The sequence below is a fragment of the Marinobacterium marisflavi genome, from assembly GCF_982447095.1.
In genome coordinates, this window is record NZ_OZ457898.1 from 408,494 (window position 1) to 425,649 (window position 17,156).

General features: G+C 53.5%; 14 protein-coding genes. 8 read left to right on the plus strand and 6 right to left on the minus strand.

The features are described from left to right. Nucleotides 1-20: 20 nt before the first annotated feature. Nucleotides 21-734, minus strand: a complete 714-nt coding sequence (locus AC1WNR_RS01885; RefSeq protein WP_481642847.1) for a GntR family transcriptional regulator — start codon at nucleotides 732-734, stop codon at nucleotides 21-23. A 159-nt stretch (nucleotides 735-893) separates the two neighbouring features. Here AC1WNR_RS01885 and AC1WNR_RS01890 point away from each other — a divergent pair, with 159 nt between their 5' ends. The 4 genes from AC1WNR_RS01890 to AC1WNR_RS01905 all read left to right on the plus strand — a co-directional run bounded on the left by AC1WNR_RS01890 (nucleotide 894) and on the right by AC1WNR_RS01905 (nucleotide 4,806). Then, nucleotides 894-1,796, plus strand: coding sequence for an aldo/keto reductase (locus AC1WNR_RS01890; RefSeq protein WP_481642848.1), 903 nt, complete (start codon nucleotides 894-896; stop codon nucleotides 1,794-1,796). A gap of 89 nt (nucleotides 1,797-1,885) precedes the next feature. Then, complete coding sequence (locus AC1WNR_RS01895; RefSeq protein WP_481642849.1) at nucleotides 1,886-2,401, plus strand: TRAP transporter small permease; 516 nt, start codon at nucleotides 1,886-1,888, stop codon at nucleotides 2,399-2,401. Next, nucleotides 2,398-3,690 (plus strand): TRAP transporter large permease, encoded by a 1,293-nt coding sequence (locus AC1WNR_RS01900; protein WP_481642850.1) that lies wholly within the window; start codon nucleotides 2,398-2,400, stop codon nucleotides 3,688-3,690. The genes AC1WNR_RS01895 and AC1WNR_RS01900 overlap by 4 nt, the downstream gene beginning before the upstream one ends. 51 nt (nucleotides 3,691-3,741) lie before the next feature. After that, entirely contained in the window at nucleotides 3,742-4,806 is a 1,065-nt protein-coding gene (locus AC1WNR_RS01905; protein WP_481642851.1) for a TRAP transporter substrate-binding protein, read from the plus strand. A 42-nt stretch (nucleotides 4,807-4,848) separates the two neighbouring features. Here AC1WNR_RS01905 and AC1WNR_RS01910 read toward each other — a convergent pair whose 3' ends face one another. Next, nucleotides 4,849-5,328, minus strand: coding sequence for a tetratricopeptide repeat protein (locus tag AC1WNR_RS01910; RefSeq protein ID WP_481642852.1), 480 nt, complete (start codon nucleotides 5,326-5,328; stop codon nucleotides 4,849-4,851). On the opposite strand from AC1WNR_RS01910, the gene AC1WNR_RS01915 reads away from it, so the two are divergent. Beyond that, a complete protein-coding gene (locus tag AC1WNR_RS01915) occupies nucleotides 5,297-6,580 on the plus strand; it encodes a cytochrome-c peroxidase (RefSeq protein ID WP_481642853.1) in 1,284 nt (427 codons plus the stop codon). The genes AC1WNR_RS01910 and AC1WNR_RS01915 overlap by 32 nt on opposite strands. A gap of 96 nt (nucleotides 6,581-6,676) precedes the next feature. On the opposite strand, the gene ilvA is transcribed toward AC1WNR_RS01915, so the two are convergent. Next, nucleotides 6,677-8,191: a threonine ammonia-lyase, biosynthetic gene (gene ilvA / locus AC1WNR_RS01920; protein ID WP_481642854.1), complete on the minus strand. Its 1,515-nt coding sequence runs from the start codon at nucleotides 8,189-8,191 to the stop codon at nucleotides 6,677-6,679. Nucleotides 8,192-8,325: 134 nt separating this feature from the next. Between ilvA and rpiA the strand changes: the two genes are divergently transcribed. After that, nucleotides 8,326-9,000: a ribose-5-phosphate isomerase RpiA gene (gene rpiA / locus AC1WNR_RS01925; protein WP_481642855.1), complete on the plus strand. Its 675-nt coding sequence runs from the start codon at nucleotides 8,326-8,328 to the stop codon at nucleotides 8,998-9,000. 94 nt (nucleotides 9,001-9,094) lie between these two features. Here the strand turns inward: rpiA and AC1WNR_RS01930 are convergent, their stop codons facing one another. Then, on the minus strand, nucleotides 9,095-9,217 hold the full coding sequence (locus AC1WNR_RS01930) for a hypothetical protein (protein ID WP_481642856.1): 123 nt from the start codon (nucleotides 9,215-9,217) through the stop codon (nucleotides 9,095-9,097). A gap of 202 nt (nucleotides 9,218-9,419) precedes the next feature. Between AC1WNR_RS01930 and AC1WNR_RS01935 the strand changes: the two genes are divergently transcribed. After that, nucleotides 9,420-13,187: a DUF748 domain-containing protein gene (locus AC1WNR_RS01935; protein WP_481642857.1), complete on the plus strand. Its 3,768-nt coding sequence runs from the start codon at nucleotides 9,420-9,422 to the stop codon at nucleotides 13,185-13,187. Between the two features lie 10 nt (nucleotides 13,188-13,197). Here AC1WNR_RS01935 and AC1WNR_RS01940 read toward each other — a convergent pair whose 3' ends face one another. After that, nucleotides 13,198-15,675, minus strand: a complete 2,478-nt coding sequence (locus AC1WNR_RS01940) for an ABC transporter permease (protein ID WP_481642858.1) — start codon at nucleotides 15,673-15,675, stop codon at nucleotides 13,198-13,200. Continuing rightward, nucleotides 15,675-16,355 carry an ABC transporter ATP-binding protein gene (locus AC1WNR_RS01945; protein ID WP_481642859.1) on the minus strand — a complete coding sequence of 227 codons (681 nt, stop codon included), beginning with the start codon at nucleotides 16,353-16,355 and terminating at the stop codon, nucleotides 15,675-15,677. The genes AC1WNR_RS01940 and AC1WNR_RS01945 overlap by 1 nt, the downstream gene beginning before the upstream one ends. A 103-nt stretch (nucleotides 16,356-16,458) precedes the next feature. Between AC1WNR_RS01945 and AC1WNR_RS01950 the strand changes: the two genes are divergently transcribed. Then, a complete protein-coding gene (locus tag AC1WNR_RS01950; RefSeq protein ID WP_481642860.1) occupies nucleotides 16,459-17,067 on the plus strand; it encodes an arylesterase in 609 nt (202 codons plus the stop codon). Nucleotides 17,068-17,156: the final 89 nt, after the last annotated feature.

Below are 17,156 nucleotides of genomic sequence, written 5' to 3' on the forward strand. Positions count from 1 at the left end.
CTCCGAAAAAGAGAGATTAATTAGCGCCAACGCGCCACATAGCGGGCCTTGGCGGGATCAAACCAGGTGTAGGAAAACTCTTCCACGTGGTTTTCGTTGGACCAGCTCCAACGTTGAACACGTGGTAATACCGAGCCTTCGGGGAGTCCTAAAGACTCGCAAACCCAAGCAGGGGCCTTGGCACAGTCAATCTGATCCTCGACCTTGCTGATCCAGAATCCGAAGTGAGTTTCGTAATGTAGGTACAGCGATTCGTGTAGATCCTTCAACTCCAGTTTTTTTGCGTGCGCAGAGTTGAAAAAAATCTCCTCCATCGCCACCAGACGCCGATTTAGCATACGCTCGCGGCGGATACTCCATACTCGGCCGCCCGGAAAGGTGGATGCGAGGAATGTAACGTCGCGAGGCTCCACCAGCAGGGTGTTTGCTGACGGGGCGCCGCCACCTTCAACTAACTCAAGGTGGAAAAAGGAGTAGATCGCTTTGCCATCAGGTGCGCGTTTGACATAGGTTCCGGAGCCTTGACGGCGCTCAATCAAGCCATCTTCCTCCAGTTTTGCCAGCGCCTTGCGTAGCGTGCCCACTGCAACGCCCAGATTCGCGGCTAGTTCTGCCTCTATCGGCAGGCGATCGCCGGCCAGCCAGCGACCGGAAAGAATCTCGCGATGGAGGTATTCGCTAATCTGCTGGTAGATCGGCAATTTGTTACTAGTCTTAGAGCTGCGGGCTGGCATTGGGCACCTTATCACTGTGAAGATCGAATATTTTCGAAAAGAATAACGAAAATACCTACAACATTCATTTACATTATTTCAGCTCGTTGTTAGGATCAAGCAAAATTGATTCACTATTGATACTTATTTTTGGTAGCACAGAGTAAACAGGGGTTCAGTATGCAGCGTGTCACTCTCGGGAAGTCAGATCTATCACTCAGCCGTCTCGTTTATGGGGTTTGGCGTCTTGCTGATGGCGATGATCAGAGCTCTGCGACCGTACGCGCCAAGATTGATACTTGTCTTGAGCAGGGTATCTCTAGTTTCGATCATGCAGACATTTATGGTGATTACGAGTGTGAGCGCTTGTTTGGCGAAGCGCTGAAAGAGGCGCCTAGTCTGCGCGACTCTATGGAGCTGGTGAGCAAGTGCGATATCGCGCTGATCTCCGACAAATATCCTGGCCGTCGCGTGAAATACTACGACACCAGCGCCGGCTACATCAGCACGAGTGTTGATAATAGCTTGCGTCACCTACACACAGATCACCTCGATCTGCTCCTGATTCACCGCCCCGATCCGTTTATGGATGCCGCTGAAACAGGCGCAGCCCTCGACAGTTTGATTGCTAGCGGTAAGGTTAAACAGGTGGGTGTCTCTAACTTCGGCGTCTGGGATTGGAAACTGCTCCAACAACACATGACCAATCCGCTAGTGGTCAACCAGATAGAGATGAGTTTGTTGCACCGCGATCCATTCACTGACGGAACGTTATCAGCGATGCAGCTGGACAACATTAGCGCGATGGCTTGGTCACCACTGGGTGGTGGCTCGCTATTTTCAGGATCGGCAGCAGCTGATCGACTCCAGCCAATTTTCCAACGTCTGGAGTCTGAACAGGGGGTTTCGAGTGACCTAGTGTCACTAGCGTGGTTGCTTGCGCATCCGGCACAGATCCTCCCGGTGATCGGTACCAACAACCTTGGCCGAATTAAAAGCGTTTCAAAGGCCCTTGAGGTCGAGCTTGATCGCGAAACTTGGTTTGAACTCTTGACGGCTGCTGCTGGACACGAGGTACCTTAAGTTGGATAGTCGTAGCGATCGGACTGACTGCTCGATCGCTACGCGGGTGCCCGCGGGGCAACAACAAAAAATATAATAAAGGACAGTCAATGAGAGCGGTTGATAAAGCGCTGGATGGTCTTGGGTGGGTAAATGATCAGGCTGGCAGAGTAGGTCTGGGTATCGCCTGGGTTCTGGTCGCGATTATGGTCGCGACCATCCTCTTGCAAGTCGTTATGCGGTACGTATTCAACAACGCCTTACCCTGGCCGGAAGAGGTAGCACGTGCGCTAATGATCTGGATGATGGCGCTTGTCGCTGCGCCAGCGTTGCGTCGCGGTGATTTTGTCGCAATTACGTTATTGCCTGACTCCCTTCCGCGATTCTTGAGCCGTCTTTTACGCCTAGTCTTGACCTGTGTCGCCGTTGCCATTCTGGTGATTCTCAGCGATATCTCTATCGACTTCTTTCAGCGGGGTTTTCGCACTCGCGCGGCGAGCTTTAATCTACCTAGGGCTTGGATCTATCTCGCTATGGCAGTCTGCTACTTCACCATGCTTTTTGTCACTATCGAACTGGCGCTGAAGCATCTCAAAGCACTCTTCAGCGGGGAGCAGTCAGCATGAGCTTAACCTTCTTTTTACCGCTATTCCTGATTCTCATTCTGATCGGCATGCCGGTGTTTTTTGCAATGTTGGCCGCGCCCGGTTCTATGCTGATGCTTCTAGATATGGATCGCGATATTCCGCTGCTGTTCCGCAATATCTATAACGGCATCGATAGTTTCCCATTGATGGCGATTCCTTTCTTTATGTTGGCGGGCGAGTTGATGAACCGTGGTGGGATTACTCTGTCACTCGTGCAGTTTAGTCAGTCACTACTCGGACACATTCGCGGTGGTTTGGCCCATGTGAACATCTTCAGCTCAATGCTCTTTGCCGGACTCTCGGGTAGTGCAGTAGCCGACACCAGTGCCTTGGGATCGATGCTGATCCCGGCAATGGAGAAGAATGGTTATAAACGTAAATTCGCAGCGGCAATCACCGCAGCTAGCTCGGTTATAGGCCCTATCATCCCGCCGAGCGGCATCATGATTATCTACGCGTACACCATGGAGGTGTCGGTTGCAGCGCTGTTCGCCGCGGGCCTAGTGCCGGGCATTCTAGTGGGTGTGTCTCTGATGGCGATCACCTCAGTCATGGCGCGCAAATACGATTTCCCTGTGGCGAGCAAAAAAGCGAGTTGGCGTGAACGAGGCCAAGCCGCGCGGAGTGCGTTTCTGCCTCTGCTGACGCCCGTTATTATCCTTGGTGGTATCCTCGGGGGTATTTTCACACCGACCGAAGCCAGCGCTATCGCAGTAGCCTATGCCCTTGTTCTGAGTCTATTCATCACTCGCACATTGAAGATGAGCGAACTGCCAGAGATCTTTAATAAAGCGGCGATGTCGAGTGCAGTCGTTCTCCTGCTGGTCGGTGCTGCTATCGCCTTCAAAACCGTGGTCAGTTTGTCACATGTGGCCGAGGATTTAGCGACCTATGTTCTGGGGCTCAGCGACTCGGTTTATATGTTGCTGTTCCTGATCAACATTTTGCTATTCGTTGTGGGAATGTTCTTGGATGCAGGTCCTGCAATCATCATATTGGGTCCTATCCTAGGCCCCGTGTTTATCAGCATGGGCATAGACCCCGTGCACTTCGCGATCATTATGAGCGTCAACCTGACGGTTGGTTTGGCGACGCCGCCCATGGGGCTGGTGTTGTTTGTTGCCAGCTCAGTATCAGGCGAAAAAGTGGAGACTATTAGTCGTGCGATTCTGCCATTCTTGGCGGTCGAGATACTGGTGATATTTCTAATCACCTATTTCCCGGCAATATCGATGACGATACCCAGATTGTTAGGGCTAGCGAACTAACCCTGATTAAAACCGAGGCCCAGCCTCACCCAGCAAGCAAGAGGAAGCAACATGTTTAATAAAACCAAAAAAATGTTGAGCGCAGCCCTGATTGGCTCAAGCATTGCGCTATCTGGCGCGGCAATGGCGGCTGATTACAATCTGCGTGCCGTCGCAAACTCAAACGAGAACGACGAAGACTATGATGGTCTAGTAGTTTTCAAAGACTACGTAGAAGCTGCGAGTAACGGTGCGATTAAAGTTGACCTGTATATCGGCACACAGCTTTGTGCTAACGGTACCGAGTGTCTGCAGGCGATTGAGGACGGTAGCGTAGATATCTACATCTCTACCTCGGGTGGTGTTGCAAGCACGTTCCCATACGTGCAGATGTTCGACCTGCCATACGTAATGGCGAATGACCGTGTTGCTGAAGAGGTTCTGACTGGCCCATTCGTGCGTGATCTGCGTGATCAGATGCTGAAAGACTCTGACGGTGTTGTACGTCTGATGACCGTTGGTAACACTGGCGGCTGGCGTAACTTTGCGAATACTAAGCGCACTCTGAAATCACCTGCAGACTTTGATGGTTTGAAAATCCGTACCGTCGTTGCGGACCTGCCGCAGGAGCTGGTTAAAGCTCTGGGTGCAAGCCCAACGCCAATCCCATGGCCAGAGCTGTTCTCAAGCTTCCAGACCGGTGTTGTAGACGGTTCGAAGAATGGTATCACCGATATCATGGGCATGAAGTTCCCAGAAGCGGGCCTTAAATACGTAACTCTCGATGGTCACGCCTACATGGCAGCGCTGTGGATGATGAACAACGAAGTGTTCACCTCTATGCCAGAAGATATGCGTAAAGTGGTTGTTGATGGTTTCGCCGCGCTGCAGCAGGCGACCTTCGCAAGCCCCAAGCGTAAGTCAATTCAGGCATACCAGGAGTTTAAAGAGATCGGTGGTGAACTCTACGTGCCGACACCTGCAGAGAAAGCTGCACTGGCCGAAGCTGCTAAGCCTGTTTACGACTGGTTCCAAACTAACGTGCGCGAAGGTGATCGCTTCTTCAAAGCCTTCCAGGCTGCTTCTCAGGAAGCTGAAGCTAAGTTCGCTAAAGAGTACGAACGTGATCTGATGTAATTCAGAGCTAAGTAAAAAGGGGGACGTTTGAGTCCCCCTGTTTTATTGGAATGGGTAGATATGAGCGCGGTAATCTTTAACCAGTATCAGGCTCTGTTCAATCTCTTCTGGGGTCATCTTTTTAACGATCTCCTCAAGACTGATCGCCGCATCCGGATCGCCACCTATGGCAGACAGGGTGTACCAAGCGTAGCCCCTTACAAGGTCAGGAGCCGGCATGCCACGGCCGACCTCGTAGTACCAGCCGATACCCGACTGTGCGCCCGGATGGCCACGCAAACTCGCGCGCAGATACCATTCGAAGGCGCGAATGTCGTCGCGTTCAACGCCAGTGCCCAGCGCATACATGCTACCAATCAGCTCTTCTGCTTCGGCGTTGCCGGTTTGAGCCATGGGGTAAAGTACCTTGTAGGCCTCCTCGTACTCCCCGCGTTCCATCATATTTTTCGCATCCTCAACATCGATAGCCAAGACCGGAGTTGATAGCGCAATGCAGGTTGTTAAAACTAAAGTTTTAAGCATTCTTACTCTTATCTCTCTGCCCGTATTTGCTGAGCTGCCGTGGCAGCCAATCAAGGTGGAGGATTATCTTACCACTCGACCTGAAACTGTCGAGCTCGGTAAGAGGCTCTTCGCTGATGAGATTCTCAGTGGTAACCAAAACATATCTTGTCAGACCTGCCATCACCCAGATCAGGGCACGGCTGACGGTCTCTCATTAGGGTTGGGCGAAGGGGCGATGGGTATTGGTCCTGATCGCAAGGCCAACCCTGAGATTATGAAACGTGTACCCCGACATTCGCCGCATCTGTTTAATCTTGGACACAAGTCAGTTACCGAACAGTTCTGGGATGGGCGGGTATCGATAGATCCCGGGGCTCCCTCGGGGTATGACAGCCCAGCTGAGGCTTGGCTGCCGCATGGACTCACCAGTTTATCAGCCGTTCAGGCCACACTACCGGTGACAGCTCAATTTGAAATGGCTGGAAATACCGGCGAGAACGAGGTGATAGGTGCGGTGCGTCAGCGTATTGATTACGCCTGGCCGGTCATTGTTGAGCGTGTAATAGCCGATGATGAGTACTGGCGCTTGATCAACGCGGCCTATCCGCAGTTGGAGCGCCGCCGAGATACGGAATATACCCATTTAGCCAACGCGATCGGCGATTACATAAATTCCGAGTTTCAAAGCTTTAACGCGCCTATCGACCGCCTATCGCGCGGTGAACAGATTGATATGAGCGCTGATCAGAAAGCGGGTATGGCATTGTTCTATGGCGAAGGCCGATGCGGTGAATGCCACTCAGGGCCGCTGTTTACCGACGGCAAATATTACTCACTAGGCTTGCCTCCGATGGGGCCCGGTCGCACTCGCCAGTGGGACCCCTGGGCACGAGATGTCGGTCGAATGGGTGTCAGCAATCGAGCCGAGGACGCCTATGCGTTTCGGGTGCCGAGTCTCAGGAACCTCTCATTTACGGCACCTTATGGTCACAACGGGGCCTATGCAACGCTGCGTGCGATGATCGAACATCATAATGACCCGATTGCAGCGCTTGAAAGCTATGATCGCTCCCAAGCTATCTTGCCTGAGGCGCCCCATATTGAGGTGATTGATTGGATCGGCTTCGCCGATAAACGCGAGCTAGAGCGCATCAAACGCTCTGTTGATCTTGAACCTCTGGGTTTAAGCGATGCTGAGATCGGTCAGATTCTCGAATTTTTGAAACTGCTTGATGAACCCGAACTGATAGCCAAATTGCAGTCCCGATGAGTGCCTCGTCGCCTCGTTCGCCGCTCGGCGGCTCACAAGCCTCGTACAAAAGTGTTTTGTACGAGGGATCGTCGCGTAGCGACGGTCGCGACTTGGCTAACCCAAAAACAGCGTGTATGCCGGGTTCTGTGTCTCATCAAACCAGGTGTAGCCTAGTTCGTCGAGGTAGTGGTTCACCTTCTCACGATCTTCCGGCGGCACTTCCATCCCCACCAGTACTCGGCCGTAGGCCGCACCGTGGTTGCGGTAGTGGAACATGGAGATATTCCAGCGCCCGCCCAGCTTGTTGAGGAACTTCATGAGAGCACCGGGGCGCTCAGGAAACTCAAAGCGGTAGAGCAGCTCATGCTCAACTTGCGCTGGCTTATGGCCGCCAACCATGTAACGGACGTGTACCTTGGCCATCTCGTTGTCGGTCAGGTCCTCAACTTTGTCGAGCTCCTGCTCGAGTTCCGCCATCAGTTCTGCGCGGCCGCCATTGTCAGGATTGACCTGTACGCCGGCGAACACAATCGCCGCTTGAGAGTCCGCGTAGCGGTAGTTGAACTCGGTGATATTGCGGTTGCCCAGCACCTTACAGAAATTCTTGAACGCGCCCGGGCGCTCTGGGATCTGCGCAGCGATCAGCATTTCGCGCTTCTCACCCAGCTCAGAGCGCTCGGCGATATGACGCAGACGGTCGAAGTTGACGTTCGCCCCCGAGTTAATCGCGATGAGCGTCTGTTCGGTGCACTGCTCACGCTCAACATAGGCCTTCAGGCCTGCGACGGCGAGCGCGCCAGCTGGCTCTGAGATAGAGCGGGTATCGTCGTAGATATCTTTCACTGCGGCGCAGATCTCATCGACACCAACCGTGATCACCTCATCGACATGATCTTTACAGATATCCCAGGTGTGTTCACCGATCTGCGCAACGGCGACACCGTCAGCGAAGATACCAACAGTATCAAGTACTGCGCGATGGCCCTCTTTCATGGCAAGTGCCAGACAGGCCGACTCGTTAAACTCGACACCGATCACTTTAGTCTCGGGGCGCAAATATTTGACGTAAGCGGCAACACCGGCGATCAAGCCGCCGCCACCAACAGGCACAAATATCGCATCGATGGGGCCGGTGTGCTGGCGTAAGATCTCCATGCCAACAGTGCCCTGACCGGCAATGACCTCCATATCATCGTATGGAGGGATGTAGGTCAGCCCCTTCTCTTCCATCAATTTCGCCGCATGTTTGCGCGCGTCGTCGAAAGCGTCGCCATGTAGCACCGCACGGCCGCCCATGCGGCGCACGTTGTCGACTTTGACGGAAGGGGTGGTCTTAGGCATGACGATGGTTGCTTTGATGCCTAGATGACGCGCAGAGAAGGCAACACCCTGAGCGTGGTTACCTGCGGATGCAGTGATGACGCCACGGGCTTTCTCTTCATCGGTGAGCTGAACCATACGGTTGTACGCGCCACGAATCTTGAACGAGAAGACCGGTTGCTCATCTTCACGTTTGAGTAGCACGTGGTTATGTAGACGCTCGGACAGACCACGCGCCTCACTTAGAGGGGTCTGCTCGGCAACGTCATAGACGCGTGCTTCAAGAATTTTACGGATATAGCGCTGCATAGTCGGAGTTACTCACGGACCTAATAATTTCCAGTGCGCAAATGGTATAGATTTGGGCTAATTTCGTCTACATAACTGCCCAGTTCACGTATAATCGAGGCACTTTTTTACACGAATCTAGTGAGATCGATCCGATGACTCAAGACGAAATGAAACAGGCCGTTGCTCAGGCTGCAATCGACTATGTTGTCCCTAAACTTAAGTCAGATGACATCATCGGTATCGGTACAGGTTCAACTGCGAACTGTTTTATCGATGCGCTGGCTCAACACAAGGATAAGTTCCAGTCCGCGGTAGCCAGCTCAGAAGCCTCGGCAGAGCGTCTGCGCTCGCACGGTATTGAGGTGGTCGATCTGAATCAGACTGGTGGGCTGGAGTTCTATGTGGATGGTGCCGACGAGTTCGACCCACATCTGAACCTCATTAAAGGTGGTGGCGCAGCGCTGACGCGCGAGAAAATTGTGGCCGGAGCGTCAAAAGAGTTTGTCTGTATCGTTGATCAGAGCAAACAGGTAGACGTGCTTGGCGCCTTCCCGCTGCCCATAGAGGTCATTCCTATGGCGCGCTCCTATGTTGCGCGTGAATTGGTAAAGCTCGGCGGTGAGCCAGAGTACCGTCAGGGTGTAGTGACAGATAATGGCAACATTATTCTCGATGTGCACAACATGAGCATTCTCGACCCGAAAGCGGCCGAAGATCAGATTAACAACATCGCCGGTGTTGTGACGGTCGGTCTGTTCGCGCTGCGTGGAGCTGATCTTCTGATGATGTCGACACCTGAGGGTGTTGAGGTGATCAAAGCCGATTGATACTGGAGGCTGGGTCCATGACCCGGTCTACTGCCCCACCGCTGCATATTAAGCTAAAGACGCTTCATGGAAGTATCTTTAGCTTAGTCGGTGCTCACCACTGAACCACGGTGAGCAGGGCAATGCTCACAGGCATCGTAATCCAAGCCAAAGCGATTAGGTTGATGACAATCCAGCCCCAGCCGCTCTCGTCGCCTTTGAAATCTTCGTGTGCCATGTTTACTCCGAAAAGTTTGATTCAAGTCAAAAAATTTGGCGCGGATTCTAGCAGGTGTTGACGATTCGTGCACGGTCGCACGGATCCGCTGAATCTAGCTCTTTGGTTTTAGATTGATCAGGTTTTCTTGGTGTAGAAACTCGTGAGCTGAACTAAGCTTAAGGCTCTAGACCCAATTATTTTAGCTGGAATGACTGCCTCTATGAGACTTGTTTACTGGATCGCATCTCTGCTTCTGGTGGGCGCCCTAATGTTGCACTCCGCGCCCTACGTGGCACGCGATGTTATTGTCTATTCGCTGATTGAGCGGGGTGCCGACAGTGCCAAGCTCAAGCGTGTACGTATCGATTGGTTCAACGCGAAGCTCGAGCTCCAAGGGCTCGACTTGAGTTATCAGGGGCGCTCCGCGCTGAGTGGTGAACGTCTGAGTTTTGATATCTATCTGCAAGAGTTGCTAGATAATCGTCTGCGCCTGTCGGGTCTTCGACTTGAGGGTATCTCGGCTCAACTGACACAACAGGATCAGCTACTGCTGCTGGGCCCGATTGTGCTCTTGGGTGGGGAGTCTCAGGTACAGAAACTCGAGGAGAGTGAGAGCAGTTACGAGTTCGGCTCGGATCTGATCGAGCTTGTTGATGTAGATATCGAACTGTTACAGCCAAACGCCTCGCAAAAACTCAACATTGAGCGCCTAAATATCGGTGGTCTGTATCAATGGTCACCGCTTGAGGCCACCGATCTGCGCTTTGTTGGTCACCTTAATGGTGCGCCAATCACTATCGACTCCTCCGCACTGCCACTGCCCGAGCGTAAAACACTCTCAGTACAATTGGCGCTTCGACAGTTGGAACTGACACCCCTGGTCGCAACATTCTCTCCCGGGCTAGCGGCCACCGTCGACCTTAACTTGAACGTTGAGTTGGCTTTGGAGGGCTACCAAGCCTGGATCTCTCAATCGGGCAGCGTGCAGTTGAGTGAGGTCTCATTAGCTCTGGATGAGAGTCGAGCCGAACTGGGTAGCCTTAGTTGGCAGGGCGAGAGCTCGCAGCTGCTCAACCTGCAGGAGGGTGCTGAACCCTTGATTGAGTTGGCGCTTAACGGATTGCTCGGGGCAGATCAGATCGAACTTTTGCAGGGCGATCTTGCTGCTCGGCTATCTACGTTTTCACTTAAGACCGATCTAAGCGTCACGCCGGAAACGCTGACTATGCAGGGCTCAACCTCACTAGCTCTGGTTGAATTGGGTTTGAGTCAGCCTGGTCAAAATCTGGAGTTGGGCGCCCTGGATGTGAATATTCCCGATCTCTCAAGTGGCCCCCAAACCAGCGTCGATTTGAGTGCGACTGACCTGCGCGCGACGCGAAGCAGCGCCGAAACTCTGAGTCTCGCACGACTCAACGCAGATCTAGTTTTGGGCCAGCAGAGTGGTCAGCCAATCTGGCAGCCAGTCTCGGTAGCTGGGGATATAAGTTTAAACCAGCTGGATGCCAGTGCTGAGGGTATTGAAGTTGCTCTGCAACAGCTGCAGGCGAAACTATCCAGTAGCTCGCTCAGTGAAGTTGAGAAGCTAGCGGTGGATGCAGGCTTTGAGGGTATGACTGCACTGCAGGCCGACACCCGTATGATCCTCGGCTCGGGGAATGTGGCGCTCAATTATGATGTTGCTACCGAGCTGTTTGAGCTGCGCTCAGAGTTAGGTCAAAGCGAGCTGTGGTTAGCGGATCAGCAGCTTAAGTCCGACTCCATTCGCTCCACCGTGAATGGCAGTTTACCGTTGGACTTCAGTCAGTTTAGCGGCGAGGTTGGATTGCAGTCAGAGCAGCTGATGTTCTTCGCATCCAAGCTTGATGCTAGTTGGGAGGCGCTAAGCTTCGCGGGACCGGTCAAACTCCAACTCTCGCCCGATATTTTGAGTCTACCGTTGACCCTTAGGGGTGACCTCGGACTTAAACAGCTGCAGTTGAAGGCCGCTGAGACAGATCTCAGTTTGGCGGGTCTTGCAGGCAGCCTGAAACTGAACCAAGAAGAGGCACTATCTCTAGCGGCCAGCTTAAGAATCGATCAGCTGAATCTCGATCAGAAAGGCCAGCGAGCTAGATTCAACAGAGCGCAACTGCGCCCCAATCTTAACTTCAACCACTCGCTCGCCCAGCTTGATCCGCTAGCGGTTGAGGGGGGCGTGCAGTTAAGCCTGAATGAGTTGGGCGCCAATTTTGGCGGGCAGGATCTTAGTCTGACTCGGCTCACATCCGATCTTCAACTGCAATCTGATGCCAAGAGACAGACTCTGAAGGGCAGTCTGAGCACCGGAGCGTTGAGCTATCAAGCAGATCAACAGAGCCTGGAATTAGCCGAGTTTAGCGCTCAACCTGAGATTGCCCGAGACAGTGCGGGCGTGACAATCGATACACCAATCAGCCTGTCAGGCTTGGCCTATCGAGACACGGACCAGAGCGCTAATCTGGATAAGTTGAATGGCTCAGTCAGCACTCGACTGAATCCCGATTTAAGCTTCTTCAGTGCAGAGCTCAGTGCGCTTTCGCTGACCGGTCTGATGGCAGAATTTGATGAGATACTCCGGCTAGAGCAGGCACAGCTGGCCAAACTGACTGTGGAGCAGCCACTGCACGCGCAACTACAAGCACAACTGCAGGCGCTCGAACTTAGGCAGTTCAGCTTTGGACCGCAAGAGGCAAATCTGGTTAGCCTGAGCAGTTTGAACCTTGACCGAGCCACGTTTGGTGATGATCTGTTAGACCTCGGTGTATTACTTACGGAGAACTTACAGGCGAATCTGCAATCAGAGTTGAATAGCCAAACTGTGAAATCTGAGTCGGATCCCAGCCAGACGAATGCGACAGGGCCATCCGCTGATCCAGCCCAAGATCGTCACCTGCCGATTGATATAAGACTTCAAAGCTTTGATGCTCGTGGTCAGACACAGCTGAATTACCGGGACTCTTCGCTGGCAGCGCCGCTGAATCTGAATTTGGTTGCGTCAAAATTGAGCGCTGGAAGCTGGGATTCGCGCGCTAGAAAGCCGCTCGCAATTAATCTGCGCGCGAAGCTTAATGAATCGGCTGATATCTCCCTAGATGCCAGTTTTACGCCATTGAAGGCCAAACCTGATGGGCAATGGAACGCCCAGATTCAATCGCTGCAGATGCCTATCTTAAGCCCGCTGGTGCAGACCTTTGCCGGTTATCAGATTCGCGCAGGGGCGTTGAGCCTAGATGCTAACGGCACGCTAGAGGCAGGGCAACTGAATGGTAGCAACGCCGTACGGATCCAGCGTCTAGAGGTTCAGCGTGGTGCCGAGAGCGCTGCTGATGAGACAGATAAACTCTTCACGATGCCGCTACCCAGCGCCGTCTCTCTGTTGGAGAAAGAGGAGCGGTTAATTGAGTTGGATCTGCCGGTGAGTGGCGATATCAATGATCCCAAATTCAACTACCAAGACATCATCCAGATTGTTGTGACCAAAGGCGTGAAGGAGGGGGCAACGCTCTACCTGACCAACGCCCTGCAGCCTTTTGGCGCCATCTATATGCTCTACAACACCGTTAAGGATGTGAATGAGAAGGGTCGGTTTATTCAACTGCAGCCGCTGGAGTTTGATCCGGCAACCGCTGAACTCAATCGTGCTGGTAGAGACTATGCAGCCAAGCTCGGTGGCATGATGCAGGAGCGTCCAGGCCTGACGCTCGAGATCTGTCCCATCACTCTGGAGAGTGAAGAGCAGTTGCTTTGGGATGAGCTGGTAAAAGCGCAAGAGGGCGCAGAGAAGGCGCTAACCGGTAAAGCACTCGGCGATGAGTGGAATCAGCGAATAGCCGCTTTGGCCGCGGCGCGGATCGAAGCTCTGCGCTCTAGTCTGATTCGCTTGGGCGTCGCAAACGAACGCATCTTCCCCTGTATCGCTCGCAGCGGCGCTACCGAGGGAGCGCCGCGTGTTGAGCTCGCCTTCTAGCCTGGAGCTATCAGGTCTTGCTGCGCAGTATGTGGTAGCACTGCTCAATCCGCAGCGGCGTGCGCAGCATAAAGCCGATGCCCACAAACAGTAGAACCGCGAGCGGTGGCAGGCTGAACCAGAGCTCGGGGTGCAGGCGGACATCAACACGCAGTAGATTCTGATGCAAGGCTGCCAGCACTAGCTCAGCACTGGCTGCTGCAAGGGCACCACAAACGGCACCCAAGAGCGCAAACTCGAGCAGGTCCAGTCGTTGTGTCTGTTTTGATGTGCTGCCCAAAGTCTGTAGCAGTGCAGCTTCAAACCGGCGTTGTTCGAGGGCCTGCAGTAGCGTAACGGCAATCAGTATCAGGCCACAGGCGAGTGTTAGACCCAGTACCATCGCTGAACTATCTGCTAAGCGCTGCAGCCAGCCTGCGAGCTGCTCGAGAAGTTTATCAATATCGATCAGGGTCAATGATGGAAACTCGCGCAGCATGTCGGTTGCCGCGGTGCGTTTATCATCATCCAGTTTGAAACTGGTAATCCAAGTGCCCGGGTAGTTCTCTAAGGCCTGACGCGAAAAGATAACGTAGAAGTTAGGGCGGAACGACTCCCACTGCACTTCGCGAATGCTGGTTATGGTGCCGCTGACCGGCTGGCCACCCACATCAAACCCGAGTTTGTCACCTAGCTTCAGACCTAAGTCCTCAAGCATATCCCGTTCAATCGAAATCTGCGGTTCAGTCGAATTCGCGTCCCACCACTGGCCGCTCAGTAGCTGGTTGTGCTGCGGCATGGTGTCGCGCCAGGTAAGGTTGAGCTCGCGGCGTAGCGCACCATCTTTAAGCTGCTCCTCGTTTAGCTGTGGGCGTATGGGAGCGTCATTGAGCTCAGTGAGTCGGCCACGGATCATCGGGTAGAGATCCGTCTCTATCTGACGCTGCTCAAGGAACTCATCTAACCCTGGCTTCTGCCAATCTTGGATATTAATGACGAAGTAGTTGGGTACGTCATCGGGGAATTGCGCTTGCCACTCCTGCAGTAGATCCTGACGGCTGACCCATACAACACTTAAAAGCGTCAGCAGCAGTACAACAACGGCCGACTGCAGACGGTGCCAACGACGCTGCTGGCTTAAGCGAATTTTCAACAGGCGCCCCAGCGTCATCTGCTTGGCCAGTGGTTTGGCAATCCAGTGCAGCAGTTGCTGGGCAACCCAGCCAAAGAGAATGCCGCATATGCCGAGAGCTAACAGCAGCAGAAAGGCTGCGAGTGGAGCTTGCAAGAAGAGCAGAATGGTTACGCCCAAGAGCGCCAAACTGAGTGCGTAGAGCGAACGGCCCGAGCCAGTTTGGGTGCCCAGTTCTTCGCCTCGCAAAAGCTGGGCCACCGGGACCCGTGCTTGCTCCAATGTCGGGGGTAGACCTAATAGAATGAGCATCGCAAAGCCGAGTGCCGCACCACTGAGGTAGCTCCACCAGTTTGCAGAGGGCAAGGCTTGAGGTAGTAGGTCAGAGATCCAGTAATCTGCGATACGTTCAAATGTGATTCCGCTTATTGTGCCTGCAGCACCAATAACGAGCGCCGCTATCAGCAGCTGCCAAAGATAGAGGCGCACCACTTCGCGTGGCTGAAGTCCCATAGACATGAGCAAAGCACTGCGCCCCTGCTGGCCATTACTGAATCGGCGTAACGCAAGCATGATCGTTAGCGCAGACAGAAGGAGCGCAGTGAGCGCACTCAGGCGTAGGTAGGACATACCGTTGCCTAGCGCATTACCGGTAACCGGCTGATCGCTGGTTAGCGATAGCAGGCGTTCGTACTGCGCCAAATTTGGTTCAAGTTCTGTCTCAAAAGCGGAAATCAGTTCAGCGGCTCCTGCCATCAACAGCCTGAACTCTGCCCGGCTCCCCGGAGCCAGTACACCGCTTGCTTCAAGATCAGCCTTGTTGACTAACACATGTGGGCTAAGGCTACGAAAACCGCTGCCGCGGTCGGGTGAAGTGAGCATGCGCGCTGTGACGGTCAGATCGACGTAACCAAATTGAATGCTGTCACCGATATCAATTTGTAACTGTTCTAGAATCCGGGGCTCCACCCAAGTCTCGCCGGGGGCTGGAACTGCTGTGCTCTGAGACGGTTCGGTAACGATTTCGCCTCTCAGTGGATAGGGTGCGGTCACGATACGAGCCGAACTCAGTACTAGGTTATCGCCGGCGCCAACCATAGTGGGGAACTGTATAACCTGGGTGGTCTCTAAGCCTGCTTGCTGCGCATCCAAAACGCGCTGCTCGTCAAGTGGTCGACTTGAGCGTAGCACCAGATCGGCACCCAACACGCTGGCGCTCTCTCGCAACAGCCCCTGTTCCAGACGATCACTGAGCAGCGATAGGAAGGTGGTCAATGTAATGGCCAGCCAGGTGGCCAGCACGAGAGCGCGCCACTCAACGGTGCGCAACTGAGCCCAGAGCTGGCGTTGAGCGAGCTTTATAACAACAGGATTCATTAACGCTCCTCCAGAGTACCGTTCGCGAGGAGGATGCGACGCTGGCAGCGAGCTGCCAATTCAGAATCATGGGTGATGAGAATCAGCGTGGTGCCCTGCTGTTCATTGAAAGCAAAGAGCTGATCAATAATCTGGTTGCCAGTCTCCTCATCTAGGTTACCAGTTGGCTCGTCAGCGAACAGTACCTTTGGCTCACCGGCGAAAGCACGGGCGATTGCCACACGCTGCTGCTCACCACCCGAAAGCTGCGAGGGAGTGTGGTCAAGACGCTCTCCCAATCCCACTCGCTTCAGCCAGTCTACTGCTTTCTGCATTGCGTTGGGTTCGTTACGAATCTCCAGTGGCAGTGCAACGTTAGCCTGTGCGTCCAGCTCGGGTAGCAGGTGAAATGATTGGAAGATAAAAGCGATCTGCTCGCTGCGTAGTTTGGCGCGTGTGGCATCATCAAGCGTGTCGAGTCGCTGGCCGTCCAAGCTAATCGAACCAGAGGTAGGCACATCTAAGCCTGCCAAAAGGCTTAGCAGTGTCGATTTGCCTGCGCCGGATTTCCCTACAATTGCTAGAGTCTCTCCCGCTTTAACGCTCAAGTTGAGCGACTTAAATAGTTCGAACTCGCGTCCGGCGGAGCGAAAAGATTTAGCAAGATTTTGAGTTTCGAGGACAGTTGCAGGTGCATTCATCAGCGCTTTGCTCTTCTCATTCAGGTGATCTAAAGATTTGCAGTCTAGTATATGTCAATACGCCCTATCCTGTTGTTTAGCTCAGGTTTTGGAAGGAATCGACGTGATAAGACTTGGTATAACAGTATTTATAACAGCCCTTACTTTCACTTCGCTGAATGCCCGTGCCGACGGCATCCTTGTGCTCGGCGACAGTTTGGCCGCCGGTTATGGGTTGCAAGCTGATGAGGGGTGGGTTGATATGTTAGAGCAACGCCTCGGTGAAGCGCCGCAACCGATTGAAGTAATCAATGCGAGTGTGAGCGGCGAAACGACTTCGGGTGGCCTGTCGCGCCTGCCCGACCTGCTAAAACTGCATAAGCCTGATATGGTGCTGCTTGAACTCGGCGCCAACGATGGTCTGCGCGGCCTGCCGTTGCAGATTGTCGAGGAAAATCTTAATGCCTTGGTGGAAATGTCTCAGCAATCGGGTGCACGTGTGGTGGTGCTGGGCAACCGCCTCCCGCCGAACTACGGGCCGCGATACACTCAACAGTTTTTTGATCTGTTCGGCAAACTGGCAGCTAAGTATGAACTACCGCTCGTCCCCTTCCTGCTGGATAAGGTCGCGACTGAGTGGGATCTAATGCAGTCCGATGGCCTGCACCCCAATGCTCAGGCTCAACCTATCATTTTTGATACAGTCTGGGCGGTGCTCGAGCCAGAGCTGTAAGAGCGATCTGCCGAAGGCATGTTCGCGATCGATCGTGTGCCGCCAATATGCAGCCAATGCAGGAGTTATTTGCAGATATCACATATGCA